The sequence below is a fragment of the Streptomyces marokkonensis genome, assembly GCF_039539045.1.
GTDB lineage: Bacteria > Actinomycetota > Actinomycetes > Streptomycetales > Streptomycetaceae > Streptomyces > Streptomyces marokkonensis.
In genome coordinates this window covers 1-25,821 of record NZ_BAABCQ010000115.1, presented here as the reverse complement: position 1 = coordinate 25,821, position 25,821 = coordinate 1, and the positions used below count along the sequence as shown (strand labels likewise).

General features: G+C 68.8%; 18 protein-coding genes and 1 tRNA gene. 10 read left to right on the top strand and 9 right to left on the bottom strand.

All coding sequences use genetic code 11. The features are described from left to right. Positions 1–368: 368 nt before the first annotated feature. The 5 genes from ABEA26_RS24695 (at position 369) to ABEA26_RS24675 (ending at position 6,120) form a co-directional block, all read left to right on the top strand. Positions 369–1,604 (top strand): branched-chain amino acid ABC transporter substrate-binding protein, encoded by a 1,236-nt coding sequence (locus tag ABEA26_RS24695; RefSeq protein ID WP_345595533.1) that lies wholly within the window; start codon positions 369–371, stop codon positions 1,602–1,604. A gap of 121 nt (positions 1,605–1,725) precedes the next feature. Next, the gene (locus ABEA26_RS24690; RefSeq protein ID WP_345595532.1) at positions 1,726–2,658 is read left to right on the top strand and encodes a branched-chain amino acid ABC transporter permease; all 933 of its coding nucleotides are present in this window, start codon (positions 1,726–1,728) and stop codon (positions 2,656–2,658) included. Between the two features lie 5 nt (positions 2,659–2,663). Continuing rightward, positions 2,664–4,490, top strand: coding sequence for a branched-chain amino acid ABC transporter permease (locus ABEA26_RS24685; RefSeq protein ID WP_345595531.1), 1,827 nt, complete (start codon positions 2,664–2,666; stop codon positions 4,488–4,490). A gap of 5 nt (positions 4,491–4,495) precedes the next feature. Beyond that, complete coding sequence (locus tag ABEA26_RS24680; protein WP_345595530.1) at positions 4,496–5,407, top strand: ABC transporter ATP-binding protein; 912 nt, start codon at positions 4,496–4,498, stop codon at positions 5,405–5,407. Then, positions 5,404–6,120, top strand: coding sequence for an ABC transporter ATP-binding protein (locus ABEA26_RS24675; RefSeq protein ID WP_345595529.1), 717 nt, complete (start codon positions 5,404–5,406; stop codon positions 6,118–6,120). The genes ABEA26_RS24680 and ABEA26_RS24675 overlap by 4 nt, the downstream gene beginning before the upstream one ends. Before the next feature lie 81 nt (positions 6,121–6,201). Here the strand turns inward: ABEA26_RS24675 and ABEA26_RS24670 are convergent, their stop codons facing one another. Beyond that, positions 6,202–6,858, bottom strand: coding sequence for an ANTAR domain-containing response regulator (locus ABEA26_RS24670; RefSeq protein ID WP_345595528.1), 657 nt, complete (start codon positions 6,856–6,858; stop codon positions 6,202–6,204). 102 nt (positions 6,859–6,960) lie between these two features. On the opposite strand from ABEA26_RS24670, the gene ABEA26_RS24665 reads away from it, so the two are divergent. Both ABEA26_RS24665 and ABEA26_RS24660 read left to right on the top strand, forming a co-directional pair. Continuing rightward, positions 6,961–7,034 (top strand) — tRNA-Leu (locus tag ABEA26_RS24665). 106 nt (positions 7,035–7,140) lie between these two features. Then, on the top strand, positions 7,141–7,899 hold the full coding sequence (locus tag ABEA26_RS24660) for a helix-turn-helix domain-containing protein (protein ID WP_345595527.1): 759 nt from the start codon (positions 7,141–7,143) through the stop codon (positions 7,897–7,899). Between the two features lie 8 nt (positions 7,900–7,907). Here ABEA26_RS24660 and pyk read toward each other — a convergent pair whose 3' ends face one another. From pyk to ABEA26_RS24635, 5 genes are all read right to left on the bottom strand, one after another. Then, positions 7,908–9,344 carry a pyruvate kinase gene (gene pyk, locus ABEA26_RS24655; protein ID WP_345595526.1) on the bottom strand — a complete coding sequence of 479 codons (1,437 nt, stop codon included), beginning with the start codon at positions 9,342–9,344 and terminating at the stop codon, positions 7,908–7,910. Positions 9,345–9,510: 166 nt separating this feature from the next. Beyond that, on the bottom strand, positions 9,511–10,920 hold the full coding sequence (locus ABEA26_RS24650; protein ID WP_345595525.1) for a lysine N(6)-hydroxylase/L-ornithine N(5)-oxygenase family protein: 1,410 nt from the start codon (positions 10,918–10,920) through the stop codon (positions 9,511–9,513). Further along, the gene (locus ABEA26_RS24645; RefSeq protein WP_345595524.1) at positions 10,917–12,275 is read right to left on the bottom strand and encodes a pyridoxal phosphate-dependent decarboxylase family protein; all 1,359 of its coding nucleotides are present in this window, start codon (positions 12,273–12,275) and stop codon (positions 10,917–10,919) included. Before ABEA26_RS24645 ends, ABEA26_RS24650 begins: the two co-directional genes overlap by 4 nt. A 188-nt stretch (positions 12,276–12,463) precedes the next feature. After that, positions 12,464–14,968, bottom strand: a complete 2,505-nt coding sequence (gene pepN / locus ABEA26_RS24640) for an aminopeptidase N (protein WP_345595523.1) — start codon at positions 14,966–14,968, stop codon at positions 12,464–12,466. 155 nt (positions 14,969–15,123) lie between these two features. Continuing rightward, a complete protein-coding gene (locus ABEA26_RS24635; protein WP_345595522.1) occupies positions 15,124–15,474 on the bottom strand; it encodes a chorismate mutase in 351 nt (116 codons plus the stop codon). A 119-nt stretch (positions 15,475–15,593) separates the two neighbouring features. Here ABEA26_RS24635 and ABEA26_RS24630 point away from each other — a divergent pair, with 119 nt between their 5' ends. Then, positions 15,594–16,493, top strand: a complete 900-nt coding sequence (locus tag ABEA26_RS24630; RefSeq protein ID WP_345595521.1) for a hypothetical protein — start codon at positions 15,594–15,596, stop codon at positions 16,491–16,493. 52 nt (positions 16,494–16,545) lie between these two features. On the opposite strand, the gene ABEA26_RS24625 is transcribed toward ABEA26_RS24630, so the two are convergent. Next, positions 16,546–17,271: a vWA domain-containing protein gene (locus ABEA26_RS24625; protein ID WP_345595520.1), complete on the bottom strand. Its 726-nt coding sequence runs from the start codon at positions 17,269–17,271 to the stop codon at positions 16,546–16,548. 152 nt (positions 17,272–17,423) lie between these two features. On the opposite strand from ABEA26_RS24625, the gene ABEA26_RS24620 reads away from it, so the two are divergent. Further along, positions 17,424–18,353 (top strand): rhomboid family intramembrane serine protease, encoded by a 930-nt coding sequence (locus ABEA26_RS24620; protein ID WP_345595519.1) that lies wholly within the window; start codon positions 17,424–17,426, stop codon positions 18,351–18,353. Beyond that, positions 18,350–19,252 carry a chitosanase gene (locus tag ABEA26_RS24615; RefSeq protein ID WP_345595518.1) on the top strand — a complete coding sequence of 301 codons (903 nt, stop codon included), beginning with the start codon at positions 18,350–18,352 and terminating at the stop codon, positions 19,250–19,252. Before ABEA26_RS24620 ends, ABEA26_RS24615 begins: the two co-directional genes overlap by 4 nt. Before the next feature lie 158 nt (positions 19,253–19,410). Here the strand turns inward: ABEA26_RS24615 and ABEA26_RS24610 are convergent, their stop codons facing one another. Both ABEA26_RS24610 and gltB read right to left on the bottom strand, forming a co-directional pair. Beyond that, complete coding sequence (locus ABEA26_RS24610) at positions 19,411–20,874, bottom strand: glutamate synthase subunit beta (RefSeq protein WP_345595517.1); 1,464 nt, start codon at positions 20,872–20,874, stop codon at positions 19,411–19,413. After that, positions 20,867–25,429, bottom strand: a complete 4,563-nt coding sequence (gene gltB, locus ABEA26_RS24605; RefSeq protein ID WP_345595516.1) for a glutamate synthase large subunit — start codon at positions 25,427–25,429, stop codon at positions 20,867–20,869. Before gltB ends, ABEA26_RS24610 begins: the two co-directional genes overlap by 8 nt. Positions 25,430–25,821 lie beyond the last annotated feature (392 nt).

Below are 25,821 nucleotides of genomic sequence, written 5' to 3'. Positions count from 1 at the left end.
CACAGTTTCATCCTCGGGCCACGCTATGCACAGCACCTCTCACAGGCCCTGGAAGCCATCTGCGACAACGATTTCCGGTAATCACCAAAACGCCCCAGACACCTGAACATGGAACGGCGGTCCTGCAGGTTCTCAACATGCGGACAGGGCGAATCGGCCGCAATTCCACCCTTCTTCCCAACCAGTACCGCTCTGCATTACCCCGTGTCATAACAAGAGCGTCACAGCCTGAGTCAGACCCTCCTCCACGTTCCCCACACCCGCTTAGAGTCACGGCCAGTCACCGCGCCGTCCGATTGTCACTTCGGCCCAGCGCTCGACTCGGCCGCCTCCACGGGGAAGCGGCTGTGCCAGGGAAAGGACTGATCGTGCGTCAACGTTCGCTCATCTCCATCACCGCTGCTCTGGCGGCGGGAGCGCTCACCCTCACCGCCTGCGGTTCACGCGACGACGACGGCGGCTCGGACTCCGGCAACGGCGGCGGTGGCACCACCGTCGTCATCGGCGTCGACGCCCCGCTCACCGGCGACCTGTCCGCGCTGGGCCTCGGCATCAAGAACTCGGTGGACCTCGCGGCGAAGACCGCCAACAAGGAAAAGCACGTCGAGGGCATCACCTTCGAAGTCGAAGCCCTCGATGACCAGGGCCAGCCCTCCGTCGGCCAGCAGAACGCCACCCAGCTCGTCGCCAACGACGACGTCCTCGGCGTCGTCGGCCCCCTGAACTCCTCGGTCGGCGAGTCCATGCAGAAGGTCTTCGACACCGCCAAACTCGTCGAGGTCTCCCCCGCCAACACCGGCCCCTCCCTCACCCAGGGCCCCGACTGGCGCACCAAGAAGGTCCGCCAGTACGACTCGTACTTCCGCACCGCGACCACCGACGCCATCCAGGGCCCGTTCGCCGCGCAGTACGTCTACAACGACTTCAAGAAGAAGAAGGTCTTCGTCATCGACGACAAGAAGACCTACGGCGCCGGCCTCGCCGCCACCTTCACCGACGAGTTCAAAAAACTCGGCGGCCAGGTCGTCGGCACCGAACACATCAACCCGGACACCAAGGACTTCGCCGCGGTCGCCACCAAGGTCAAGAACTCCGGCGCCGACGTCGTCTACTACGGCGGCGAATACCCGCAGGCCGGCCCCCTCAGCAAGCAGATCAAGGCCGCAGGAGCCAAAATCCCGCTGGTGGGCGGCGACGGCATCAAGAGCGCCGACTTCATCAAACTCGCCGGCCCCGAGGGCGTCGGCGACCTCGCCACCTCCGTCGGCGCACCCGTCGAAGAACTCCCCTCCGCCAAGGAATTCGTCGCCAACTACAAGGCCGAAGGCTACAAGGAACCCTTCGAGGCCTACGGCGGCTACTCCTACGACTCCGCCTGGGCGATCATCGAAGCCGTCAAGACAGTCGTCGAGAAGAACGACGGAAAACTCCCCGACGACGCCCGCGCCCAGGTCACCGAGGCCATGCAGAACGTCTCCTTCGACGGCGTGACCGGCAAGGTCGCCTTCGACGAATTCGGTGACGCCACCAACAAGCAGCTCACCGTCTACGCCGTCGAGAACGGCGACTGGAGCACCGTGAAGTCCGGCACCTACACCGGCTGACCCGACCGGCAGGAAACCCGCACCACGGAAGAACCGCGCGGGGCGCTGTGCCACAGGCGCCCCGCGCGGACTCGCATCCGGCCACATCCGTCGAACATCCGAAAGTCTCGGAGGACATGCGGTGAACGAACTGCCGCAGCAGCTGGTCAACGGCCTGCTACTGGGATCCATGTACGGGCTGATCGCCATCGGCTACACAATGGTCTACGGCATCGTCCAGCTCATCAACTTCGCCCACGGCGAGATCTTCATGACCGGCGCCTTCGGCGCACTCACGGTCTACATATACATCCTGCCCGACGGCACCTCCATGCTGATCGCCCTGCCCCTGATGCTCATAGGCGCGGTACTCGTCTCAACGACCGTCGCCGTCGGGGCGGAACGATTCGCCTACCGCCCACTGCGCGGCGCACCCCGCCTCGCCCCACTCATCACCGCCATCGGCCTCTCCCTAGCCCTCCAGCAGGCCGTCTGGGCCTGGTACCCCGACGCCAAATCCGCCCGCACCTTCCCCCAGATCGACGGCGGCCCCTTCCACATCGGCAACGTCACCATCCAGACCGGCGACATCTTCCTCTTCACCGCCGCACCCATCAGCATGGCCGTCCTCGCCTACTTCGTCATGAAGACCCGCACCGGACGCGGCATGCAGGCCACCGCCCAAGACCCCGACACCGCCAAACTCATGGGCGTCAACACCGACCGCATCATCGTGGTCGCCTTCGCCCTCGGCGCCGTCTTCGCCGCCGTCGGAGGCGTCGCCTACGGCCTCAAATACGGCCAGATCGAATTCAAAATGGGCTTCATCCTGGGACTCAAGGCCTTCACCGCGGCCGTCCTCGGCGGCATCGGCAACATCTACGGCGCCATGATCGGCGGCATCGTACTCGGCGTCGCCGAAACCCTCGCCACCGCCTACATCGCCGACGTCCCCGGACTCGACCAGTTCGGCAGCCAGTCCTGGGCAGACGTCTGGGCCTTCATCCTCCTCATCCTCGTACTGCTGCTCAGGCCACAAGGCCTGCTCGGCGAACGCGTCGCGGACAGGGCGTGACACCGATGACCACACACACCACCACCCCCAAGACCGCCCGCACCCCCACCGCGGACACCCGCCCCGGCCTCATCGGCATACCCCCGCACATCGGCCGCGCCCTCGCCACCGGCGGCGGCCTCCTCACCATCGTCTCCACCTTCCTCGCCTGGACCTGGACCGCCGAATTCCCCGGCGACCTCACCGTCTACGGCTACCCCGGCGGCCTACAGGTCCTCGTCCTCATCGGCGGCGCCCTCACCACCCTCTTCGGCCTCGCCTCCTACGGTGTCAAAGGCCTGCGCCTGCTCGCACCCTCCGGCGCCGACGCGGCCGTCAGATTCACCGCCCTCGCCGCCTTCGCCACCACCTGGTACACGATCACCGCCATCAGCACCCAGCTCGGCGGCCTCGTCAACCTGGAACCCGGCGCATACGTCGCGGCGGCCGCCACCCTGATCACCCTCCTCGGCGCACTCGCCCTGCCCTTCGAACGCCCCGAACCCGACCCCTTCGACCCCGACGACACCGGCTGGGAGAAATTCAGGCACACCACCGCCCAGAACTGGCAGGCCATCAGGGCCGCCTTCGCCCCCGGCACCCCCCGTCCCGTACGCGCACTGCCCGCCTACGCCGAAATCCTCCTCATCGTCGCCGTCCTCGCCATCGCCCTGACCGTCTTCACCTACGGCATCGGCACCGAGTACGACGAACTCTTCGTCGGCTTCCTCATCATGGCCGGCTTCGGCTTCGCCGCCCTCAACGCATCCGGCCTGATCCCCCAGATCACCCAGATCACCGCCCGGCACCAGAACATCACCATCTGCGGCGCCTTCCTCGCGGCAGCCTGCTTCCCCTTCACCCAGACCGACGACCAGTACGCCACCATCGGCGTCTACATCCTCATCTTCGCCACCGTCGCCCTCGGCCTCAACATCGTCGTCGGCCTCGCAGGCCTCCTCGACCTCGGCTACGTCGCCTTCCTCGGCGTCGGCGCCTACGCCGCCTCCCTCGTCTCCGGTTCACAGAGCTCCCCCTTCGGCGTCCACTTCCCCTTCTGGGCCGCCGTCCTCGTCGGCGCCGCCGCCTCCCTCGTCTTCGGCGTCCTCATCGGCGCCCCGACCCTGCGCCTGCGCGGCGACTACCTCGCCATCGTCACCCTCGGCTTCGGAGAGATCTTCCGCATCGCCGCCAACAACCTCGACGGCACCTCCGGACCCGACCTCACCAACGGCTCCAACGGCATCTCCTCCATCCCCGACCTCAAAATCCTCGGCTTCGACCTCGGCATCCAGCACGACATCGCCGGCTTCACCATCGGCCGATTCGCCAACTACTTCTTCCTGATGCTCGTCATCACAGCCGTCGTCGTCCTCGTCTTCCGACGCAGCGGCGACTCCCGCATCGGCCGCGCCTGGGTCGCCATCCGCGAAGACGAAACCGCCGCCCTCGCCATGGGCATCAACGGCTTCCGCGTCAAACTCGTCGCCTTCGCCGTCGGCGCCACCCTCGCCGGCCTCGCCGGCACCGTCCAGGCCCACGTCACCTACACCGTCACCCCCGAGCAGTACCTCTTCGCCGGCACCTCCCCGCCCAACTCCGCCTTCCTCCTCGCCGCCGTCGTCCTCGGCGGCATGGGCACCATCGCAGGCCCCCTCATCGGCGCCTCGCTGCTCTTCCTGATCCCCAACAAACTCCAGTTCCTCGGCGACTACCAGCTCTTCGCCTTCGGACTCGCACTCGTCCTGCTCATGCGCTTCCGCCCCGAAGGCCTCATCGCCAACAAACGCCGCAAACTGGAATTCCACGAAGAGGCCGAAGCGCCCGCAGTCCTGAGCAAGACAGGGGCCTGACCACCATGACCACCGACACCACCAAGGACACCGCACCGGGCACCCCCGCCCCCCGCACCACCGTCCTCGACGCACGCGGCGTCACCATGCGCTTCGGCGGCCTCACCGCCGTCAACGGCGTCGACCTCACCGTCAACAGCGGCGAAATCGTCGGCCTCATCGGCCCCAACGGCGCCGGCAAAACCACCTTCTTCAACTGCCTCACCGGCCTCTACATCCCCACCGAAGGCGAAGTCCGCTACAAGGACAAAGTCCTCCCCGCCAAATCCTTCAAGGTCACCGCAGCCGGCATCGCCCGCACCTTCCAGAACATCCGCCTCTTCGCCAACATGACCGTCCTGGAAAACGTCCTCGTCGGCCGCCACACCCGCACCAAAGAAGGCTTCTGGTCAGCCGTCCTCCGCGGCCCCGGCTTCCACAAAGCCGAAGCCACCAGCCGCGAACGCGCCATGGAACTCCTCGAGTTCGTCGGCCTCGCCGCCAAAGCCGACCACCTCGCACGCAACCTGCCCTACGGCGAACAACGCAAGCTCGAAATCGCCCGCGCCCTCGCCAGCGAACCCGGCCTGCTCCTCCTCGACGAACCCACAGCCGGCATGAACCCGCAGGAAACACGCTCCACCGAGGAACTCGTCTTCGCCATCCGCGACATGGGCATCGCCATCCTCGTCATCGAGCACGACATGCGCTTCATCTTCAACCTCTGCGACCGCGTCGCCGTCCTCGTACAAGGCGAAAAACTCGTCGAAGGCGACAGCGCCACCGTCCAGGGCGACGAACGCGTCGTCGCCGCCTACCTCGGCGAACCCCTCCCCAACGACCCCGGCGCCACCGAAGCAGCCGAAGTCGAAGCCGCCGAAGCCGCCCAGACCGACACCACCGAGAACACCGCGGCCGGCAAGGAGAACGACCGATGACCGCACTCCTCGAGGTCGAAGACCTCCGCGTCGCCTACGGCAAGATCGAAGCCGTCAAAGGCATCTCCTTCAAGGTCGACGCAGGAGAAGTGGTCACCCTCATCGGCACCAACGGCGCCGGCAAGACCACCACCCTGCGCACCCTCTCCGGCCTCCTCAAACCAGTCGGCGGCCAGATCAAATTCGGCGGCAAATCCCTCAAAAAGGTCCCCGCCCACCAGATCGTCTCCCTCGGACTCGCCCACTCCCCCGAAGGCCGGCACATCTTCCCCCGCATGACCATCGAGGACAACCTCCGCCTCGGCGCCTTCCTCCGCAACGACAAACCAGGCATCGAAAAGGACATCCAACGCGCCTACGACCTCTTCGCCATCCTCGGCGAACGCCGCAAACAAGCCGCAGGCACCCTCTCCGGCGGCGAACAGCAAATGCTCGCCATGGGCCGCGCCCTCATGTCCCAGCCCAAACTCCTCATGCTCGACGAACCCTCCATGGGCCTCTCCCCGATCATGATGCAGAAGATCATGTCCACGATCGCCGAACTGAAATCCCAGGGCACCACCATCCTGCTCGTCGAACAGAACGCCCAGGCCGCCCTCTCCCTCGCCGACCACGGCCACGTCATGGAAGTCGGCAACATCGTCCTCTCCGGCAGCGGAGCGGACCTCCTCCACGACGAATCCGTCCGCAAGGCCTACCTCGGCGAAGACTGAACCGAACCGGCCGAGCACACGACGAGGCCCGCACCCCCAGAGGGACGCGGGCCTCGTTCGTCTCCGAGGACGGGCGCGAACTCAGCCCTTCGACGCCTTCTTCTCCTCGGCATCCTCGATGACCGCCTCCGCCACCTGCTGCATCGACATCCGCCGGTCCATCGACGTCTTCTGAATCCACCGGAACGCCGCCGGCTCCGTCAGGCCGTACTCCGTCTGCAACACCGACTTCGCCCGGTCCACCAGCTTCCGCGTCTCCAGCCGCAGACTCAGGTCCGCGACCTCCTTCTCCAACGCCTTCAGCTCCGTGAACCGCGAAACGGCCATCTCGATCGCCGGCACGACATCACTCTTGCTGAACGGCTTCACCAGGTACGCCATCGCCCCGGCATCCCGCGCCCGCTCCACCAGATCGCGCTGCGAGAACGCCGTCAGCATCAGCACCGGCGCGATGCTCTCCTCCGCGATCTTCTCCGCCGCGGAGATGCCGTCCATCTTGGGCATCTTCACGTCCAGGATCACCAGGTCCGGCCGGTGCTCCCGGGCCAGCTCCACGGCACGCTCACCGTCACCGGCCTCACCGACGACGGAGTACCCCTCCTCCTCCAGCATCTCTTTGAGATCGAGTCGGATCAGCGCCTCGTCCTCGGCGATGACGACGCGGGTCGTCAGCGGAGGAACGTGCGACTTGTCGTCTTCGGGCACGTCTACGGGCTGGGGCGACTCGGGGGCGGTCACGTGAGGCTCCTCGTTCGGGGCAGGGATACTGCTGACAAGAGCCTACCTAGCTGCGGTATGGTGGACGGGCAGCGGGTCGGGTGAAATCTTCGATTCGCAGGAGCTCCGGTAGTCCAATCGGCAGAGACGATACCCTCAAAAGGTATTCAGTGTGGGTTCGAGTCCCACCCGGGGCACTTATCCTCAGGATCCAAGGTCACATTCCCAAGCGGATGTCCACGTTCTCGTGGACATCCGCTTTCTGCTGCGTGTCGCAGCTATGTCACGTACAGAGTGGCCCGTATGTACGACCTCAGCACACGCAAGCGAGCGCTCGCCCTCGTGACCCAAGGCCGCAGTCTGAATTCAGTGAGTCGGGAGACGGGCATCTCCCGGGCTGCGATCCGGGCTTGGCTCGAACGCCTGGAGCCGCTGCCCCGCATGGATCCTGCGGACCCGGGGCCGCCCGCATGCGAGCGGTCCTACTCCTACCTTCTGGGCCTGTACCTGGGCGACGGCTGCATCAGCGCTCATCCCCGTGGAACGGGCTACTACCTTCGCATCGCTTGCGCCAACGCATGGCCCGGACTCATCCGGCAATGCCAGGAGGCCATCACGCACGTACGCCCCGGTTTGGGCGTGTACGCCTTGCAGAAGGAGGGCTACAAGATGGTGACCAGCTACTCGCGCCACTGGCCCACCCTCTTCCCACAACACGGACCCGGGAAGAAGCACGAGCGGAGGATCGCCCTCGCGTCGTGGCAGCAGGCGATCGTGGACGCCTACCCCTGGGCGTTCATCCGCGGACTCATCCACTCCGACGGCTGTCGCATCACCAACTGGACGACCCGCCTGGTTGCCGGTGAGTACAAGCGTTACGAATACCCCCGGTATTTCTTCACCAACACGTCGACCGACATCATCAGGCTCTTCACCGCCGCTCTCGACCGCGTCGGCGTCAAGTGGAAGTCGCTCAATCAAAACCGTGCTGCCGTCACAATCTCCGTCGCCCGCAAAGCCTCCGTAGCGCTCATGGACGCCCACGTCGGGCCCAAGTACTGACGGCCGGGTTACTTGGGACTGTCGTCCTCGCCGATGTGGTGCACCCGCACGAGGTTGGTCGTGCCCGAGACGCCGGGGGGTGAGCCGGCCGTGATGACCACGACGTCGCCCTTCTCGCAGCGTCCGTAGCGGGTCAGGAGTTCGTCCACCTGGTCGACCATCGCGTCCGTGGAGTCCGCGTGCGGGCCCAGGAAGGTCTCCACGCCCCAGGTCATGCTCAGCTGGGAGCGCGTCGCCGGTTCGGGCGTGAAGGCGAGCAGCGGGATGGGTGAGCGGTAGCGGGAGAGGCGGCGGACGGTGTCGCCGGACTGGGTGAAGGCGACGAGGAACCTGGCGCCGAGGAAGTCGCCGATCTCGGCGGCCGCGCGGGCGACCGCGCCGCCCTGGGTGCGGGGCTTGTTGCGGTCGGTGAGTGGGGGGAGGCCCTTGGCGAGGATGTCCTCCTCGGCCGCTTCGACGATGCGGGCCATGGTGCGCACCGTTTCGATGGCGTGTTTGCCGACGCTGGTCTCGCCGGAGAGCATGACGGCGTCGGTGCCGTCGATGACGGCGTTGGCGACGTCGGAGGCTTCGGCGCGGGTCGGGCGGGCGTTGTCGATCATCGAGTCGAGCATCTGGGTGGCGACGATGACGGGTTTGGCGTTGCGTTTGGCGAGTTTGACGGCTCGCTTCTGGACGATGGGGACTTGTTCGAGGGGCATTTCGACGCCGAGGTCGCCCCGGGCGACCATGATGCCGTCGAAGGCGGCGACGATGTCGTCGATGTTCTCGACGGCTTGTGGTTTTTCGATTTTGGCGATGACGGGGAGGCGGCGGCCTTCCTCGTCCATGATGCGGTGGACGTCCTGGATGTCGCGGCCGCTGCGGACGAAGGAGAGGGCGATGGCGTCGAAGCCCGCGTGGAGGGCCCAGCGGAGGTCGTCTTCGTCCTTCTTGGTCAGGGCGGGGACGGAGACGGCGGCGCCGGGGAGGTTGAGGCCTTTGTGGTCGGAGACCATGCCGCCTTCGACGACTTTGGTGTGGACACGGGGGCCGTCGACGTCGGTGACCTGGAGGCTGACTTTTCCGTCGTCGACGAGGATGTGTTCGCCGGGGGTGACGTCGGTGGCGAGGCCTGCGTAGGTGGTGCCGCAGGTGTGGCGGTCGCCCGCGGTGCCTTCTTCGACGGTGATGGTGAAGGTGTCGCCGCGTTCGAGGAGTACGGGGCCTTCGGTGAAGTGGCCGAGTCGGATCTTCGGGCCCTGAAGGTCGGCGAGGGTGCCGACGCTGCGGCCGGTTTCGTCGGAGGCCTTGCGGACGTGGTGGTATCGCTCTTCGTGTTCGGCGTGGGTGCCGTGGCTGAAGTTGAAGCGGGCGATGTCCATTCCGGCGTCGACCAGGTGTTTGATCTGGTCGTATGTGTCGGTGGCGGGCCCAAGTGTGCAGACGATCTTTGCTCGGCGCATGGGTCGAGCCTATGACTTACCGGCGGGTAGCCAATTGGCCACGCATGTCGGCTCAACAACCTTTGAGTAAAGGGTTATTGACGAGTGTTGAATTGTGCGCCGGGGTGCTCCGATGAGCATTTCACCCGGCTGCCACGCTTGACCGGCGGCTTGTTCCGGGGCTGCTTCAGCTTCCGTCCGTCAGTGGGATGAGTGCCCGGTGGTGGCGTGCGGTGGGGATCTGGGGCAGTGCGGTCGGCAGGCCGAAGGTGGTGTAGGCGGTGCGGGTCGGCAGTGGGTACGGTTCGCGGCCGGTGAGGTCGTTGAGGATGGTGGCGCTGCGCCAGGCGGCGAGGCCGAGGTCGGGGGCGCCGACTCCGTGGGTGTGTGTTTCGGCGTTCTGGACGTAGACGGAGCCGGTGACGAGGGGGTCGAGGGCGAGGCGGAAGTGTTCGTCGATGCGGGGGCGTTCGCGGTTGTCTCGGCGCATGTAGGCGTCGAGGCCGGCGAGGATGCCGTCGAGGGGGCGTTCGCGGTAACCGGTGGCGAGGACGACGGCGTCGGTGGTGAGGCGGGTGCGGGTTTTCTGCTGGGTGTGTTCGAGGTGGAGTTCGACCCGGGCGGGGCTGAGGCGGCCGGCGGTGCGGACGTGGACGCCGGGGGTGAGGACGGTGTCGGGCCAGCCGCCGTCGAGGGTGCGTCGGTAGAGCTCGTCGTGGATGGCGGCGGCGGTGTCGGCGTCGATGCCTTTGTGGAGTTGCCACTGTGCGGTGACGAGCCGGTCGCGGACGGGTTCGGTCAGGGTGTGGAAGTAGCGGGTGTAGTCGGGGGTGAAGTGTTCGAGGCCGAGTTTTGAGTACTCCATGGGGGCGAAGGCCTCGGTGCGGCCGAGCCAGTGGATTTTCTCGTGACCGGCGGGACGGTGGCGGAGCAGGTCGAGGAAGACTTCCGCGCCGGACTGGCCGGTGCCGACGACGGTGATGTGGTCGGCGGCGAGGAGTGTCTCGCGGTGGTCGAGGTAGTGGGCGGCGTGGATGACGGGGACGTCGGGGGCGTCGGCGAGGGGTTTGAGCGGGTCGGGGATGTGGGGTTCGGTGCCGATGCCGAGGACGACGTTGCGGGTGTAGGTGCGGCCGTTCGCGTCGGCTTCCTCGTCGGTGTCGGTGTCGGTGTCGAGTCGGGTGTGGTGGATTTCGAAAAGGCCGTGTTCGGGGTTCCAGCGGACGGCGTCGACGTGGTGGTGGAAGCGGAGGGTGGGGAGGTTGTCGGCCACCCAGCGGCAGTAGGCGTCGTATTCGGTGCGTTGGATGTGGAAGCGTTCGGCGAAGTAGAAGGGGTAGAGGCGTTCTCTGGCTTTGAGGTGGTTGAGGAAGGTCCAGGGGCTGGCCGGGTCGGCGAGGGTGACGAGGTCGGCGAGGAAGGGGACCTGGACGCGGGCGCCGTCGATGAGCAGGCCGGGGTGCCAGTGGAAGGCGGGGTGCTGGTCGTAGAAGAGGGTGTCGAGGTCGGTGAGGGGGTCGGCGAGGGCGGCGAGGGAGAGGTTGGAGGGGCCGATGCCGATGCCGACGAGGTCGTGGGGGGTGTGGGGGGTGTTCATCGTGGGGTGTGTCCTTCGACGAGGGTCAGGAGGGTGGCCAGGTCGTCGGGCCGGGTGTGGGGGTTGAGAAGGGTTGCCTTGAGCCAGAGGCGGCCGTCGGCGTGGGCGCGGCCGAGTACGGCGTGGCCGGTGGTGAGCAGGGTGCGGCGGAGGGTGGCGACGTCGTGGTCGGTGGCGTGGGTGGGTCGGAAGAGGACGGTGCTGATGGTGGGTGGGGCGTGTAGTTCGTAGGCGGGGTGGTCGTGGATGAGGGCGGCGAGTTTTTCGGCGAGTGCGCAGACTTCGTCGACGAGGGTGCCGAGTCCGGTGCGGCCGAGGGTTTTGAGGGTGACGGCGATTTTCAGGATGTCGGGGCGGCGGCTGGTGCGTGGTGAGCGACTGAGGAGGTCGGGGAGTCCGGCGTCGGTGTCGTCGTCGGCGTTGAGGTAGTGGGTGTGGTGGTGGAGTGCGGTGAGGTCGTCGGGGTTCTTCACGGTGAGGAGGCCGGCGGCGATGGGTTGCCAGCCGAGTTTGTGCAGGTCGAGGGCGATGGTGTGGGCGGCTTCGAGTCCGGCGAGTTTGGGGCGGTGGCGGTGGCTGAAGAGGAGGCCGGCGCCGTAGGCGGCGTCGATGTGGAGGCGGGCGCCGTGGGTGGTGCAGAGGTCGGCGATGTCGGGCAGGGGGTCGATGAGGCCGGCGTCGGTGGTGCCGGCGGTGGCGATGACGAGGTGGGGTCCGGGGATGTGAGTGAGGGCTTCGTCGAGGGCGGCGGGGTCGAGGGTGCCGGCGGGGGCGGGGACGGTGACGGGTTCGGGCAGTCCCAGGAGCCAGGCGGCGCGGGGGACGGAGTGGTGGGCGTTGGCTCCGTGGATGAGTCGGAGGCCGGGGCCGTGGGTTTCGCGGGCGAGGAGGGCGGCGAGTTGGTTGGATTCGGTGCCGCCGGTGGTGACGAGGGCGTCGGTGGCGCCGGTTTCCCGGGCGAGGGCGCGGGTGACGAGGGTTTCGAGTGCGGAGGCGGCGGGTGCCTGGTCCCAGGAGTCGAGGGAGGGGTTGAGGGCGCCGGCGGCGAGGTCTGCGGCGGTGGCGACGGCGAGGGGTGGGCCGTGGAGGTGGGCGGCGCAGAGGGGGTGGGCGGGGTCGGCGGCGCCTTCGGCGAGTGCGGTGACCAGGGTGTGGAGTGCGTCGGGGTCGCCGTGGTCGGGGAGGATGTCGCCGGCGGCGTGTGTCATGCGGGCGGTGACGGTGTCGGGGCCGCCTGGTGGCAGTGGGCCGTGGCGGGCCGCTGTGCCGGTCTGCAGGGCGTGGAGCACGGTGTCGAGCAGGGGTCGCAGGGCGTCGGGGCCGTGCGGGCCCGAGGCGAGGGGCGGTAGGCCCATGGGCTGTCCTCCGGGCGCGATTCGTCGGGGTGCGCGGTGCCCTTGTCGAGGGGCGGCGCCCGGTGACGGGTGGGCGGGGAGTCCAGCTTGTATGCGGATGTGCGTGTACGTCCGGATAGCTCAAGATCACTACCCGAATGGGGTATCCCGGCGGCCGGTCCCGGGTGAGGGGGCCGGCCGGGTCGGGGTCAGTGGGTGCCTGTGTCCGTCTCTCGTACTCGCAGGGCGCGGGCGAGGTCGTCGAGTTGGTCGGCGAGTTTGCGGCGCAGGGCGGGGAGGGGGTCGGCGTCGGTGAGGCATTCCTGGCCGAGGCGGAGGTTGTCGGCGTCGACGGCGTGGGCGGGGAAGGCCCAGCGTCCGGCGGCGTCGGCGATGGCGGGGCCGCGGCGGGCGGCGACGGCGACGGCCTCGGCGTAGTAGCGGGGTACGTAGTCGCGGACGAGGTCGGCCTGTTCGGGTTGCCAGAAGCCCTTGGCGGTGGCGGTGAAGAGGTAGTTGGAGAGGTCGTCGGTGGCGAACATGTTTTCCCAGGCGCGGCTTTTGGCCTCGGGGTCGGGCAGTGCGGCGCGGCAGTGGGCGGCGCCTTCCTGGCCGGTGTCGCTGGGGTCGCGTCGGAGTTCGGCGGTGATGGCGGTTTCGTCGGTGGCGCCGAGGACGGCGAGGCGGGTGAGGATGCGCCAGCGCAGTTCGGGGTCGAGTTCGGGGCCGCCGGGGACGGTGCCGTCGGCGAGCCAGGCGGCGATGGTGTCGGGGTGGGCGGCGGTGGCTACGCGGTGGCGTACGGCGATGAGGCGCAGACCGGGGTGGTCGCCGTCCTCGGTGCGGCGGATGAGGTCGCGGCACAGGTCGGTGAGGGTGGTGAGGGCGGCGGGGCGTTGTTCGGGGGTGAGGTAGCGGTCGGCGATCTGGGTGGTGGCGAAGGTGAGGACGCCGTCGACGAGGGCGAGGTCGGTCTCGTGGGGAAGGTGGGTGCGGGCGATGTCGAGGTAGGTGGTGGCGGGGAGTTCGTTGTCGCGGACCGCGTCCCTGAGGGCGTTCCAGACGACGGCCCGGGTGAGGGGGTCGGGGAGGCCTGAGAGGGCGGCGCGGATGGTGCGGGTGGATTCGGCGTCGAAGCGGATCTTGGCGTAGCTCAGGTCGCCGTCGTTGAGGACGGCGAGTGCGGGGCGTTTGCCGATGGGCCGGGGTTCGGTCTGGGGGACGTCGAGGTCGAGGCGTTCGCGGAGGGTGAGGCGGCCTTCGTCGGTGAGGTCCTGGTCGTAGAGGCCGACGGCGATGCGGTGGGGGCGGGTGCCGGTGTGGTCGACGGTGAGTGCGCGGGTGCCGTTGTCGCCGGTGATGCGGGGGATGAGGGTGTCGACGCCGGTGGTGCGCAGCCAGGTGTCGGCCCAGGCGTGGACGTCGCGGTCGGTGGCGGCGGCGAGGGAGTCGATGAAGTCGGCGAGGGTGGCGTTGGCGAACTTGTGCCGTTCGAAGTGGGTGTTGATGCCGGCGAGGAAGTCCTTTTCGCCGAGCCAGGTGACGAGCTGGCGCAGGGCGGAGGCGCCCTTGGCGTAGGAGATGCCGTCGAAGTTGAGGAGGGCGGAGGCGGTGTCCTGGACTTCTTCGGGGGCGACGGGGTGGGTGGTGGGGCGTTGGTCGGCGTCGTAGCCCCAGGCTTTGCGTGCGACGCCGAAGTCGGTCCAGGTGTCGGTGAAGCGGGTGGCTTCGGCGGTGGTCTGGTAGCCCATGTATTCGGCGAAGGACTCGTTGAGCCAGATGTCGTCCCACCACTTGAGGGTGACGAGGTCGCCGAACCACATGTGGGCCATCTCGTGGGCGATGACCATGGCTCGGGTCTGTCGCTGGGTGTCGGTGACGGCGGACCGGAAGACGAACTCGTCGCGGAAGGTGACGAGGCCCGGGTTCTCCATGGCGCCGGCGTTGAATTCGGGGACGAAGGCCTGGTCGTAGGAGTCGAAGGGGTAGGGCTCGGTGAACTTCTCGTGGTAGCGGTCGAAGCAGGCGCGGGTGATGTCGAGGAGTTCGTCGGCGTCGGCGTCGAGGTGGGGGGCGAGGGAGCGGCGGCAGTGGATGCCGAAGGGCAGGCCGCGGTGTTCGGTGCGTACGGAGTGCCAGGGTCCGGCTGCGACGGCGACGAGGTAGGTGGAGATGACCGGGGTGGTGGCGGCCTTCCAGTGGCCGTCGCCGGTGCGTTCGGTGTTGCCGTTGGCGAGGACGGTCCAGGTGGGGGGTGCGGTGACGGTGAGGTCGAAGACGGCCTTCAGGTCGGGCTGGTCGAAGGCGGCGTAGACGCGCTGGACGTCGTCGAGGAAGAGCTGGGTGTAGACGTAGGTCTCGCCGTCGGTGGGGTCGGTGAAGCGGTGCATGCCCTCGCCGGTGCTGGAGTAGCGCATGGCCGCTTCGACGCGCAGTTCGTGTTCGCCGGGGGTGAGGTTCTTCAGTGCCAGCCGGTTGTCGTCGAGGGTGGCGGGGTCGAGGGGGTGTCCGTCCAGGGTGGCGGTGCGCAGCTCGGCGGGCTTGATCTCGACGAAGGTGTCCGTGGTGTCGGTCTGGTCGCGGACGGTGAAGCGGATGACGGTGTGGGAGTCGAAGGTGTCGTCTCCGCGGGTCAGGTCGAGGTCGATGGTGTAGTGGTGGACGTCGAGGAGCCGGGCTCGGGTCTGCGCTTCGTCGCGCGTCAGTACGGACATGCACGACATGCTGCCTGATGTGGTGGGCAGGGCACAGAGGCGGATCGGTACGCGGGGTTTGTCCGGGCCGTCGTGGTGGCCGGTGTGCTCTCCGGCGCGCGCCCCCGTGGGTGGGGGCGCGGGGGCGGTGGGCGCGGGGGGTGCGGGGGGTGTGTTCAGCCGGAGGTGGTGGTCGGGCTGTTGCCGTTGTTCTCCGCGATGCGTTCGTGGTGGTGGATCACTTCGGCGATGATGAAGTTGAGGAATTTCTCGGCGAACGCCGGGTCGAGTTTGGCGCTCTCGGCGAGGGCGCGCAGCCGGTCGATCTGTTTGGCCTCGCGGGCGGGATCGGCGGGGGGCAGTTGGTGGCGGGCTTTGAGGTGGCCGACCTGCTGGGTGCATTTGAAGCGTTCGGCGAGCATGTGGACGACGGCCGCGTCGATGTTGTCGATGCTGTCCCGCAGTCGGGTCAGTTCCTCGCGGACGGCGGGGTCGACGGCACCGGTACCGGTGTTGCTGGTGGTCATGACCGTCCACCCTACGGGCGGATCCGGGGCCGTCGCAGACTGTCTCAGGCGCTGAACGCCCGGTGGCCCGGCTCTCCTCGTACAGTGGGAGGAGGCTTCGGGCGTCTTGGGGGTCGGGCGTGGCGGACGGCGGACCGGTCGAGCACGGTTTCCCGCATCTGGAGACGGTGCGGGCGGCCGTCACCGCGTTGTACAGGCGGTTGTCGTACGACACGGTGCGGATGTTCTCGGCGAGTGTGGTGCCGGCGGACGTGGCGTTCTGTGACGCCGATGATCTGTATCTGGGTGCGCAGCGGGTGGCGCGTGAGCTGGTGCGTCACTACCGTCTGCCCGATGCGCGGGTGATCGTGTCGTTTCGGGAGATGACGCATGCGGCGAGTGTGGAGCTGGCGGCGGGTCCCGAGTATTTCATCGAGTTGAACGACCGGTTCCGCACGCATCGCCGGGATATCGGCGCGGCCTTGGCTCACGAGGTGATGCACGTGTATCTGCACCGTCTCGGTCTGTCCTTCGCCGGTACCCGGGACGACGAGATCCTGACGGACACGGCGGCGACGTATCTGGGTGCCGGCTGGCTGCTGCTGGACGCCTATCGGGAGGATGCGTCGTCGTCGCAGAAGCTGGGGTATCTGACGCCGGAGGAGTTCGGGTACGTGCTGGCCAAGCGTGCGTTGGTGTTCGGTGAGGATCCGGCGGTGTGGTTCACCAGTCCACAGGCCTACACGGCGTACGTGAGGGGTATGGAGCGGGCCCGTCGGGACGAGCGGCAGCCGCCGCTCACGGCGGCCGGCTGGGCGGGCCGGCGCCGTTATGCCCGGGACCGTCGTCACGCCCAGGACCCGCGCGCGGTCGGCGCGCTTGCGGTGGAGGGGCCGTATTCCTTCACGCGGGGCGGGCGTGAGGCGTTGCGGGTGTCGTTTCCCTGTCCGGCCTGTCATCAGCGGATCAGGGTGCCGGTGCGGGGGCGGGTGCGGGTGCGGTGCGGGTTGTGCCGGACGGTGCTGGAGTGCGACACGTAGGCGGGCGAGCGGTGCTTCGACGCATGCGTGACGAGCGGGCCGGGCGTTGTGTTCAGGAAGGCCACACGATGCCCTGGGCGCGTGCGGCCACCAGCCACTTGGGGAATTCGCCCACCAGTCGGTCGTAGAGCTCGGCGTCGGTGAGCTTCTTCGGGTCGCGGCCGGCGTGGAAGAAGCCGGCGTTGTCGACGACTCGTGTGTCGGGGACCGCGAGGTCGTCGAGTTTGCGCAGGTACTCGAACTGGCGGCTGTCCGGGTCGCCGAAGCCGACGAACTGCCAGAACAGGGGCAGGGGTGCCGCCTTGCACAGGTACCGCTGGGCGGCGAGCCGGTTGACGGGGCCGCCGTCGGTCTGGAAGACGACCAGGGCGGGGTGGTGGGCGCCGCTGTCGAGGTAGTGGTCGATGACGGCGTCCATGGCGAGGTGGTAGCTGGTCCTGCCCATGTGTCCGAGGCCGGCCACGATCCGGTCGACGTGCCCCTGGTGGTCGGCGAGGGCGATGTCGGTGACGGCGTCGACGTCCGTGGAGAAGAACACGACCGGTACGGTGCCGTCGTCGTCGAGGTGGGCGGAGAGCCCGAGCACGCGGTCGGCGAGCGCCTGTACGCTGCCGTCCTTGTAGTACGGCTTCATCGACCCGGAGTAGTCGACGACGAGGTAGACCGCCGCCCGGGTCTCCTCCAGTCCGTGCCGGGTCAGCGATACTCCGGCGCTCTTGTAGAGGTCGACGAGCGCGGGTGCGGTCTCCTGGACCTTGGTGAGACTGATCGCGGCCATGTGGACTCCCCCGTCGCCCCGGACTTACGGCATCTGGCTGCCGAGGTTACGGCACTGCGCACCCCGCCTCTCGGCTCGTCCACCGGCGTTCGCTATTTTGTTCGCCGCCGTCCCCACCGGCTCACCGTCCGTCCAGTCCCGAGGAGCCGGCCGTGGATTCCGAGTCCACCGTCACCACCTGCTACCGCCATCCCGCGGTGGAGTGCCATGTCCGCTGCGTCCGCTGCGAGCGCCACATCTGTCCCGACTGCATGTGCGAGGCGTCGGTGGGTCACCACTGCCCCGAGTGTGTGAGGGAGGGGGCGCGGTCGGTCCGGCAGGCCCGGACGATCGTCGGCGGGCGGGTCTCGACGACGCCTTTGGTGACGTATGTCCTGATCGGGCTGAACGTCCTCGCGTATCTGGCGGAGGTGGTGCGGCCGGGGATCGTGGACCGGTTCGCCATGGTGGGTGCGCGGCTGGTCGGTCCGGACGGTGGCTACTACGTCTACCAGGACGTGCTTCCGGGTGGCTTTCACGTCGAGGGGGTCGTCGCCGGTGAGTGGGAGCGGATGGTCACTGGCGCCTTCCTGCATCTGCAGCCCACCGAGGGCACGTTCGGCCTGCTGCACATCGTGATGAACATGGTCGCTCTGTGGCAGCTGGGGCGTGTGGTGGAGCCGATGCTCGGCCGTGTCCGTCATGCCGTGCTGTACTTGCTGTCGGCGCTCGGCGGTTCGGTTCTCGAACTGCTGCTCGCCGATCCCGGTCAGTCCTCGGTCGGCGCCTCCGGCGCGATCTTCGGGCTGGGGGCCGCGTACTACGTACTGGCCCGCCGGGTCGGCGCGGACATGGCCTCCGTCAACCGTTTCATGGCGTTCCTGCTGCTGTGGCTGGTGGTGTCCGCCGGGCTCACCTCCTGGCAGGGTCATCTCGGCGGGCTGCTGGTGGGTGGCGTGGTGGCCCTGGCGTACGCGTACGCGCCCCGGGGCGGGCGCCGGGTGGCGGTGCAGGTGGGTGTGTGCGCGGGGCTGGTGGTGCTGCTGGCGGTGACGGCGGCGGTCAAGGTGTCGGAACTGACAGGCGGAGGTATCCCCCTATGAAACGTGCCGGTGTGCTGCTCCTCGCGGCCGTTCCCGTGATCGCCACGGGGGTGTACTTCGTGATGCCGACGGACTCGGCCGACGCCCCGGTGACGCCGCCCGTGGCCGGCGCGCAGTCGTCGCGTGAGGACGCCAAGAGCCGGGCGGAGGAGGAGCGGGCGGCGGACGACGCGCTGATCGCCGACCTGCCTGCGGGGCTCGACGCTCCGGCGAAGAAGGAGCTGGCCCAGCAGCTGGTGTCCAGCGCCGAGAACTCGACCACGAAGTGGCGTACCTCCTACGGCACCATCGAGGACCTCGGCGACGGGTGCGGCTACACGGCGGGCATCATCGGTTTCTGCACCGGTACGCACGATCTGCTCACCCTGGTCGAGCGCTATACCGAGGCCCACCCGGACAACGGGCTGGCGACGTATCTGCCGGCCCTGCGCGAGGTGGACGGCAGTGACTCCCACGAGGGCCTGGATCCCGGCTTCACGGCCGCCTGGCAGGCGGAGGCCGAGCTTCCGGCGTTCCGTGAGGCGCAGGAGGAGGAGCGCGACCGGGTCTACTTCGAGCCGGCGGTGCGCCTCGCCAAGCTGGACGGCCTCGGCACGCTGGGCCAGTTCGTCTACTTCGACGCGATGGTCTTCCACGGCCCCGACACGGACGCCGGGGGCTTCTACGGGCTGCGTGAGGAGGCCATGCGGAAGGCGAGGACGCCGGGGCAGGGCGGCGGCGAGAAGGCCTATCTGAAGACGTTCCTGGACGTCCGCCGGGACGCCATGCGGGCCAAGCGTCCGGGCATCGACACCTCCCGTGTCGACACGGCGCAGCGCCGCTTCCTGGAGGCCGGGAACATGAAGCTGGACACACCGCTGGTGTGGGAGATGTACGGGGAGACGTACCGGCTGCCGTAGCCGCGCATGCGACGGCGCCTGCCCTTTGTCCGGTCGGGGACGGGGCAGGCGCCATCTGTGTTCCGCACGCCTTTGTGCGGGACGTTCTTCGGTTGTTCCGTCGGCGGTTGTTCCATCCGTCGGCGGTGGTTCCGTCCTCGGACGGACCGTTCCGTCCGTCAGACCGCTAGGGCGCGGTCCGTCGGGCGGATCGGAGCCGGCAGTTCGCTGGCTCCGGTCAGGAAGCTGTCGGCGCCGCGGGCGGCCGAGCGGCCCTCCGCGATCGCCCAGACGATGAGCGACTGGCCGCGGCCGGCGTCGCCGGCGACGAACACACCCGGCACGTTGGTCTGGAAGTCGGCGTCCCGAGCGATGTTACCCCGTGCGTCGAGCTCCAGGCCGAACTGGTCGACCAGTCCGTTCTCCCGGTCGGTTCCGGTGAAGCCCATGGCGAGGGTGACCAGCTGGGCGGGGATCTTGCGCTCGGTGCCCGGCTTCAAGGTGAGCCTGCCGTCGACGAACTCGACCTCGCTCAGGTGCAGCCACTGGACGTTGCCGTCCGCGTCGCCCTCGAAGTGGGTGGTGGAGACGGCGTAGACCCGCTCGCCGCCCTCCTCGTGGGCAGAGGTGACCTTGTAGAGCATGGGGAAGGTCGGCCAGGGCTGGGCGATCGGGTTCCGCTCCTCGCCGGGGCGGGGCATGATCTCCAGCTGGGTGACGGAGGCGGCGCCCTGGCGGTGGGCGGTGCCCACGCAGTCGGCGCCGGTGTCGCCGCCGCCGATGACGACGACGTGCTTGCCCTCGGCGGAGATCGGCGGGGCGACGTAGTCACCCTCCTGGACCTTGTTGGCCAGGGGGAGGTACTCCATGGCCTGGTGGATGCCCTTCAGCTCGCGGCCGGGTACCGGCAGGTCGCGGGCGGTGGTGGCGCCGGCGGCGATGACGACGGCGTCGTAGCGCTTCTTGAGGTCGGTGGCCTTGAGGTCGCGGCCGATCTCGACGCCGGTGCGGAAGCGGGTGCCCTCCGCGCGCATCTGCTCGATGCGGCGGTTGATGTGCCGCTTCTCCATCTTGAACTCGGGGATGCCGTAGCGCAGGAGGCCTCCGACGCGGTCCGCGCGCTCGTAGACGGCTACGGTGTGGCCGGCCCGGGTGAGCTGCTGGGCGGCGGCGAGGCCGGCCGGGCCGGAGCCGATGACGGCGACGGTCTTGCCGGACAGGCGCTCGGGGATCTGCGGGGCGACGTCCCCGGTTTCCCACGCCTTGTCGATGATGGAGACCTCGACGTTCTTGATGGTGACCGCCGGCTGGTTGATGCCGAGCACGCACGCCGACTCGCACGGGGCGGGGCACAGGCGGCCGGTGAACTCCGGGAAGTTGTTGGTGGCGTGCAGGCGCTCCTGCGCGGCCTGCCAGTCCTCGCGGTAGGCGTAGTCGTTCCACTCGGGGATCAGGTTCCCGAGCGGGCAGCCGTTGTGGCAGAACGGGATGCCGCAGTCCATGCACCGGCCGGCCTGCTTGCTGATGATCGGCAGGAGGGAGCCGGGGACGTAGACCTCGTTCCAGTCCTTGACGCGTTCCTCGACGGGGCGGGTCCTGGCGACCTCGCGTCCGTGGTTCAGGAAGCCCTTGGGATCAGCCATTGGTCGCCGCCTCCATCATCTTCTCGGTGGTCTCGGTCTCGGAGAGACCGGCTCGCTCGGCGGCGTCCTTGGCGGCGAGCACTGCCTTGTACGTGCTGGGGATGATCTTACTGAAGCGCTCCACGGCGGTGGGCCACTCGGCGAGCAGCTTCGCGGCGACGGTCGAGCCCGTCTCCTCGCGGTGCCGGCGCACGACGTCGTGCAGCCACTGCCGGTCGGTGTCGTCGAGGGCCTCGACGGCGCCGACGTTGCCGGTGTTGACGTTGTCCCGGTCGAGGTCGATGACGTAGGCGACGCCGCCGGACATGCCGGCCGCGAAGTTGCGCCCGGTCTCGCCGAGGACGACCGCGTGGCCGCCGGTCATGTACTCGCAACCGTGGTCGCCGACGCCCTCGGAGACGACCAGCGCGCCGGAGTTGCGGACGCAGAAGCGCTCGCCGACCTTGCCGCGCAGGAACATCTCGCCGCCGGTGGCGCCGTAACCGATGGTGTTGCCGGCGATGGTGGAGTACTCGGCGAGGTGGTCGGCGCCCCGGTCGGGGCGGACGACGATCCGGCCGCCGGAGAGGCCCTTGCCGACGTAGTCGTTGGCGTCGCCCTCCAGGCGCAGCGTGATGCCGCGCGGGACGAAGGCGCCGAAGGACTGGCCGGCGGAGCCGGTGAAGGTGATGTCGACGGTGTCGTCGGGCAGGCCCGCGCCGCCGAACTTCTTCGTGATCTCGTGGCCGAGCATGGTGCCGACGGTGCGGTTGATGTTGCGGATCGCGACCTGGGCGCGTACCGGCGCGGCCTCGGTGGCGTCGGCGCCGGCCAGCGCGTCGGAGGCGAGCTTGATCAGCTGGTTGTCGAGCGCCTTCTCCAGGCCGTGGTCCTGGTCGACGGTCTGGTGGCGCACCGCGCCCTCGGGCAGCGCGGGCACGTGGAAGAGCGGCTCGAGGTCGAGGCCCTGTGCCTTCCAGTGGTGGACGGCGCGGGTGACGTCGAGGGTCTCGGCCTGGCCGACGGCCTCCTCGATGGAGCGGAAGCCCAGCTCGGCGAGGATCTCGCGGACCTCCTCGGCGATGAACCGGAAGAAGTTCACGATGTACTCGGCCTTGCCGGAGAACCGGTCGCGCAGGACCGGGTTCTGGGTGGCGATGCCGACCGGGCAGGTGTCGAGGTGGCAGACGCGCATCATGACGCAGCCGGAGACGACGAGCGGCGCGGTCGCGAAACCGAACTCCTCGGCGCCGAGGAGGGCGGCGACGACGACGTCGCGGCCGGTCTTGAGCTGGCCGTCGGTCTGTACGACGATCCGGTCGCGCAGGCCGTTGAGCAGCAGGGTCTGCTGGGTTTCGGCGAGGCCGAGCTCCCAGGGGCCACCGGCGTGCTTGAGCGAGGTGAGGGGGGAGGCGCCGGTGCCGCCGTCGTGGCCGGAGATGAGGACGACGTCCGCGTGGGCCTTGGACACGCCCGCCGCGACCGTGCCGACGCCGACCTCGGAGACCAGCTTGACGTGAATCCGCGCCTGCGGGTTCGCGTTCTTCAGGTCGTGGATGAGCTGGGCCAGGTCCTCGATGGAGTAGATGTCGTGGTGCGGGGGCGGGGAGATCAGGCCGACGCCGGGGGTGGAGTGCCGGGTCCTGGCTACCCAGGGGTACACCTTGTGGCCGGGCAGCTGGCCGCCCTCGCCGGGCTTGGCGCCCTGGGCCATCTTGATCTGGATGTCATCGGCGTTGACCAGGTACTCGGAGGTGACGCCGAAGCGGCCGGAGGCGACCTGCTTGATCGAGGAGCGGCGCGCCGGGTCGTACAGGCGCTCGGGGTCCTCGCCGCCCTCACCGGTGTTGGACTTGCCGCCCAGCTGGTTCATGGCGATGGCGAGGGTCTCGTGCGCCTCCTGGGAGATGGAGCCGTACGACATGGCGCCGGTGGAGAAGCGCTTGACGATCTCGGAGACGGGCTCGACCTCGTCGAGGGGGATCGGCTGCCGGCCGTCGGCTCCGGTTTTGAAGCCGAAGAGTCCGCGCAGCGTCATGAGGCGTTCGGACTGCTCGTTGACGCGCTCGGTGTACTTCTTGAAGATGTCGTACTCGCCGGAGCGCGTGGAGTGCTGGAGGCGGAAGACCGTCTCCGGGTCGAACAGGTGCGGTTCGCCCTCGCGGCGCCACTGGTACTCGCCGCCGATGTCCAGCGCGCGGTGGGCGGGCGCGATGCCGCTGGCCGGGTAGGCCTTGGCGTGGCGGGCGGCGACCTCCTTGGCGACGACGTCGATGCCGACGCCGCCGATCTTGGTGGCGGTGCCGTTGAAGTACTTGGTGACGAAGGCCTCGTCGAGGCCGACGGCCTCGAAGACCTGGGCGCCCCGGTAGGAGGCGACGGTGGAGATGCCCATCTTGGACATGACCTTGAGGACGCCCTTGCCGAGGGCGTGGATCAGGTTGCGGATGGCCTGGTCGGGCTCGCCGTCGACGGCCTGGAGGAAGGTGCCCGCGCGGACCAGGTCCTCGACGGACTCCATGGCCAGGTACGGGTTGACGGCGGCGGCTCCGTAGCCGATGAGCAGGGCGACGTGGTGGACCTCTCGGACGTCGCCGGCCTCGACGAGCAGGCCCACCTGGGTGCGCTGCTTGGTGCGGATGAGGTGGTGGTGAACGGCCGCGGTGAGCAGCAGGGAGGGGATGGGCGCGTGCTCGGCGTCCGAGTGGCGGTCGGAGAGGACGATCAGCCGGGCGCCGTTCTCGATGGCGGCGTCGGCCTCGGCGCAGATCTCCTCTATGCGCGCGGCCAGCGCGTCGCCGCCGCCGTGCACCCGGTAGAGGCCGGAGAGGGTCGCGGCCTTGAAGCCGGGCATGTCGCCGTCGGCGTTGATGTGGATGAGCTTGGCCAGCTCGTCGTTGTCGATGACCGGGAAGGGCAGCAGGACGGTACGGCAGGAGGCTGCCGTCGGGTCGAGCAGGTTGCCCTGCGGTCCCAGGGAGGAGCGCAGGGAGGTGACCAGTTCCTCGCGGATCGCGTCCAGCGGCGGGTTGGTGACCTGCGCGAAGAGCTGGGTGAAGTAGTCGAAGAGCAGCCGGGGGCGGTCGGAGAGCGCGGCGATCGGCGAGTCGGTACCCATGGAGCCGATCGGCTCGGCGCCGGCCTTGGCCATCGGCGCGAGGATGACGCGCAGCTCCTCCTCGGTGTAGCCGAAGGTCTGCTGGCGGCGGGTGACCGAGGCGTGGGTGTGCACGATGTGTTCGCGCTCGGGGAGGTCGGACAGCTCGATCTCCCCGGCCTCGATCCACTCGGCGTACGGCTGCTCCGCCGCGAGCTGGGCCTTGATCTCGTCGTCCTCGATGATGCGGTGCTCGGCGGTGTCCACGAGGAACATGCGGCCGGGCTGCAGGCGGCCCTTGCGGACGACCTTGGCCGGGTCGATGTCCAGGACGCCGACCTCGGAGCCGAGGACGACGAGGCCGTCGTCGGTGACCCAGTAGCGGCCGGGGCGCAGGCCGTTGCGGTCGAGTACGGCGCCGACCTGGGTGCCGTCGGTGAAGGTGACGCAGGCGGGGCCGTCCCAGGGTTCCATCATCGTGGAGTGGAACTGGTAGAAGGCGCGCCGGGCCGAGTCCTTGATGTTCATGGATTCGTGGTTCTCCCACGCCTCCGGGATCATCATCAGCACGGAGTGCGGCAGGGAGCGCCCGCCGAGGTGCAGGAGTTCCAGGACCTCGTCGAAGGAGGCGGAGTCGGAGGCGTCCGGCGTGCAGATCGGGAAGATCCGCTCCAGGTCCGGGGACGAGCCGAACAGGTCGGAGGCGAGCTGGGACTCGCGGGCGACCATCCAGTTGCGGTTGCCCTTGACCGTGTTGATCTCGCCGTTGTGCGCGACGAAGCGGTACGGGTGGGCGAGCGGCCAGGCCGGGAAGGTGTTCGTCGAGAACCGGGAGTGCACGAGCGCGATCGCGGAGGCGAAGCGGCGGTCGGACAGGTCCGGGAAGAAGGGCTCCAGCTGGCCGGTGGTCAGCATGCCCTTGTAGACGATGGTCCGCGCGGACAGCGACGGGAAGTAGACGCCGACCTCGCGTTCGGCGCGCTTGCGCAGCGCGAAGGCGTGGCGGTCCAGGGCGATGCCCCGGGATGCCCCGTCGGCCACGAAGATCTGGCGGAAGGCCGGCATCGTCGAACGAGCGGTGGCGCCGAGCATCTGCGGGGCGACCGGGACCTCGCGCCAGCCGAGGACGGTGAGGCCCTCTTCGGCCGCGATCGTCTCGATGCGCGAGACGGCGTCCTCGGTGTCGTCCACCGGCAGGAAGGCGATGCCGACGGCGTACGCCCCTGCCTCGGGCAGTTCGAATCCGGCCACGTCGCGGAGGAAGGCGTCCGGCACCTGGGAGAGGATGCCCGCGCCGTCGCCGGAGTCGGGCTCGGAGCCGGTGGCGCCACGGTGTTCCAGGTTGCGCAGCACGGTGAGCGCCTGGTCGACCAGGGCGTGGGACGCCTCGCCGGTGAGGGTGGCGACGAATCCGACGCCGCAGGCGTCGTGCTCGTTGCGGGGGTCGTACATACCCTGCGCGGCAGGGCGAGCATCCATGAAGGTCCGGTTCTGGCCATTCGCGGAATGCTGGGACGGCTGGCGCGGCGTACGCATCGGCTCTCCCGTCGTCGTCATCTGGCTGGGGGCGTCTCCCAGGCCCTTGTGGCGCTGGGGGAGCAAGTGCCGAGGGACGACGTTGGCCCTCTGCTCGAGTGCAAAATTTGGTGCAGGTTACATGATGGAGCGGTTCTCGCAAAGCGGGATATTCCGTTCCAGCATGCGGACACCGAGGGGGTGCGGCGATCACGGCGGGGGGTGCCGCGCCCGACGGTGAAGGCTGGGGGTGGCCTGGGGGGACCGGGGAGGACAGATCGGTGTCCGTCGGTCCAGGGGGCGCGGAGGAAGCGTCGTCGCTCACTCCGCGGATGCGCGACAGGCTTCGTTACCTG

Coding starts and splice junctions, on each gene's coding strand:
- ABEA26_RS24615 (WP_345595518.1), top strand. CDS start 18,350: ATGAAACGTGCCGGTGTGCTGCTCCTCGCGGCCGTTCCCGTGATCGCC.
- pyk (WP_345595526.1), bottom strand. CDS start 9,344: ATGCGCCGAGCAAAGATCGTCTGCACACTTGGGCCCGCCACCGACACA.
- pepN (WP_345595523.1), bottom strand. CDS start 14,968: ATGTCCGTACTGACGCGCGACGAAGCGCAGACCCGAGCCCGGCTCCTC.
- ABEA26_RS24635 (WP_345595522.1), bottom strand. CDS start 15,474: ATGACCACCAGCAACACCGGTACCGGTGCCGTCGACCCCGCCGTCCGC.
- ABEA26_RS24645 (WP_345595524.1), bottom strand. CDS start 12,275: ATGGGCCTACCGCCCCTCGCCTCGGGCCCGCACGGCCCCGACGCCCTG.
- ABEA26_RS24680 (WP_345595530.1), top strand. CDS start 4,496: ATGACCACCGACACCACCAAGGACACCGCACCGGGCACCCCCGCCCCC.
- ABEA26_RS24610 (WP_345595517.1), bottom strand. CDS start 20,874: ATGGCTGATCCCAAGGGCTTCCTGAACCACGGACGCGAGGTCGCCAGG.
- ABEA26_RS24675 (WP_345595529.1), top strand. CDS start 5,404: ATGACCGCACTCCTCGAGGTCGAAGACCTCCGCGTCGCCTACGGCAAG.
- ABEA26_RS24625 (WP_345595520.1), bottom strand. CDS start 17,271: ATGGCCGCGATCAGTCTCACCAAGGTCCAGGAGACCGCACCCGCGCTC.
- ABEA26_RS24650 (WP_345595525.1), bottom strand. CDS start 10,920: ATGAACACCCCCCACACCCCCCACGACCTCGTCGGCATCGGCATCGGC.
- gltB (WP_345595516.1), bottom strand. CDS start 25,429: ATGGATGCTCGCCCTGCCGCGCAGGGTATGTACGACCCCCGCAACGAG.
- ABEA26_RS24685 (WP_345595531.1), top strand. CDS start 2,664: ATGACCACACACACCACCACCCCCAAGACCGCCCGCACCCCCACCGCG.
- ABEA26_RS24660 (WP_345595527.1), top strand. CDS start 7,141: ATGTACGACCTCAGCACACGCAAGCGAGCGCTCGCCCTCGTGACCCAA.